We start from the raw sequence: 2,763 nt of genomic DNA on the forward strand, positions 1-2,763 counted from the left end.
AAGCCGGAATCGAACCGGCACGCCCTTACGAGCGGGGGATTTTAAGTCCCATGCGTCTACCAGTTTCGCCATTCGGGCGGTAGCGCGGTGCAGCCCTCATATCAGTCGATCAGCAAACCTGACAGTGTTGGGCCATGTGAAGCAGAGCGGGAAATATATACATCACTTCCCGGTGAAGCAAGTTCACAGTGGCTGATTTCAAGACTAAATCTTGCAGCACACTGGAAATAAAAAAGCTCCGTAAATCATGGATCTACGGAGCTTGTTTATAGTGGAGGCCGAGGTCGGAATCGAACCGGCGCAGGTGGATTTTCAATCCACGCTACAAAGCCAAGTAGATCAATAGGTTAGCACGCATTTTGTTCCGCAAGCTACTGATTTCTGAAGCCCTCTAGGGTACGTCCCATCAAGGGGGCAAATATCGTTGCGGAACTCTTTTCACGCCCCACCAATCGCGAGACAGGTAAACTCCTGGCTCGGTTGATAGCTATCTACCTGGTAGCTTGAACCTCATTTTCAACCCTGTTTCCTGATGACCCAGCGGCGCAACGCGGACTCGACAACCCCGAGCGAACGGCAGGCTTCGATGTGGCTATAGCCCTGATCAAGCACGAGGCCTGCGGCCTCGCGTTTGAATTCAGCGGAAAAGGAACGACGTTGCTTGGTCATCAGACACCACTATCTGGCGAGCATTCTCGCCTAAATGGGTGTCCGGTTTCATTAGAGCACTACACAGTACGTGCGATTTACTGGCGATCAGGGTGGGAGGCAAGAGAGAAGAGGCCACAGATCTGTGGCCCCATATTCAAATGTCTAAAGCCGGGTTTCCGGGATTGGCAATCACCAGACGTCCCACATGGTAATCATTGCCATTGCTGTCATTTTCATGACTGATCACCTCCAGATTTGTCGGCCCCGCTCCCGCGGTGAAGTTCCCTTTTATTGTCACCCATTCATCTGTAGTTATCAGCTCTACCACACCACTGATGTCTTTACCGTCAACGCTCAATGAGAGCTTCGGTGTACTAAACTTCCCGATCACCCGCTTGGCGCGGATCAGAAACGAATACTCTTGCCCTGGTTCCAATCCCACCAGAGTTTTCTTCAGGATAGTGCCGGCATGCGCTTTGTTCGCAGCTGTTTTAAAATAAAGACCTTTAGTTTTTTGCTTCGCGTAATCGACAAGTTGACAGTCATGCCCGACGGGCCCGGCTTCCCATTGGTTCCAGTCGCCATCAGTAAACATCGTTTTATCGACGAATTCGGATACCTGGGGCTGCTCTTCCACCCCGGAGTTACTATTCCCAGATTGCTCAGCACTGTTATTCCCAGTGTCTTTTTTCGCATCATGTTCATGACAATGACAAGCGTGTTTTTCTCTATTGCTGCTCGGGGCGCAGGACTCAACCAGACCTTTCAGTACGTCGGCCAACGTATTAACCGCTTTGACAATCTCGGGGAGTTGCTCGCAGAGATTACTATTTCCTGAAGCAGTATTATCTGACTTATCGACAGGATCTTTACCCTCCAACTTATCGGCCTCTTCTTTCTTCTCTTCGACACTTTCCTGATGGGGTACCTTGCTGGCGCAGATAGCGTTTTTCAGTACTTGGGAGAAATCAGCAATGCCTTTGGTGTAAATATAATGTTCACCGCCGGTGCGTAATGCAAGACGTTTGTACTCCTTAACCATGGCCTCTTCATCAGCAGGTGTAGGGTAAGGCAGAGTATGGTGCGGAGTTCCCAGATAAGAGTGAACCTTAACAGTATGGGCCAGTGCGGTGTCGATGGCATCATCACAGGCTTTAATGCGCTCTGCATTCAGTACCATCTCTCCGCCGTACAGGCTTTCATCTCCCAATACGAAGAGGTTTCTTTCCGCTCCTTTGCGCCAGTCAAAATATTTGATGATGTCTTCGGCAGCCGGCGCTACATCCTCCTGTGCTGGATTACCGACGGCACTGGCTTTTCGGCCTTTGATCTTACCGTCCTCGACCCCAAGCGTCCCGGTAAGATAGCTACGTGCGCTCTTATCAAATTTTGAATTGCCAAAAGTACCCTCAATACCAAGAAACTCAACACGTAAATCCGAAGGACAGGCTTTACTCGCCTCCTCGATTGCCGCATTGAGCCTTGCACTGAGCGCGGATGCTTCATCCTTCATTGAGTTACTAGAGTCGATTAAAAAGACTAGGTCGACCTTTTTCGTATTATCAGTGGTGGTCACTTGCACGCTCCTTGAAAAATTAAAATTTCCTTCCTCTTCCGGGCTATCGCTCAGCTGCATCACTATGAACCCGAACGCGCAAATTAGATTAGGCCAGCGACGTAGTTGCGCAACCCTTTAATTGAAATTGTTAGATAACGTCAGGTTCAAGGGCTCACCTGTAGCAACAACGTATTTCATTCTGAAATCGTTTTTTGACAGCCACCTGGCGTCAACTCAGCAGCACCACGAAAAAAACCAAAAGCCCCAATAAAACCACGTAGCCAGCGCGATAAGTTGCGGAACCCCCTCAAGAACTGCGGAACACCCCACTTTTTCGCAGACAATAAAAAACCCCGTAGATCATTGATCTACGGGGTTTTTAAGAGTGGAGGCCGAGGTCGGAATCGAACCGGCGTAGGTGGATTTGCAATCCACTGCATAACCATTTTGCTACTCGGCCTCAAACGATCGCTGTCTAGTAGCACAACAACAACCGCGTACAAACTTGGAGCGGGAAACGAGACTCGAACTCGCGACCCCGACCTTGGCAAGGT

The 2,763-nt window shown here is 49.8% G+C and carries 1 protein-coding gene, 1 tRNA gene and 1 pseudogene; all 3 read right to left on the reverse strand.

Annotated elements, in window-relative coordinates; translation table 11 throughout:
• Nucleotides 1–522: 522 nt before the first annotated feature.
• Nucleotides 523–669: pseudogene (locus tag PseAD21_RS29240) on the reverse strand (transposase); the annotation flags it as partial.
• 136 nt (nt 670–805) lie between these two features.
• Nucleotides 806–2,227, reverse strand: coding sequence for a carbohydrate binding domain-containing protein (locus tag PseAD21_RS29245; protein WP_102359166.1), 1,422 nt, complete (start codon nt 2,225–2,227; stop codon nt 806–808).
• A gap of 368 nt (nt 2,228–2,595) precedes the next feature.
• Nucleotides 2,596–2,669 (reverse strand) — tRNA-Cys (locus PseAD21_RS29250).
• Nucleotides 2,670–2,763: the final 94 nt, after the last annotated feature.

The organism is Pseudomonas sp. AD21, assembly GCF_002878485.1.
Classification (GTDB): Bacteria; Pseudomonadota; Gammaproteobacteria; order Pseudomonadales; family Pseudomonadaceae; genus Aquipseudomonas.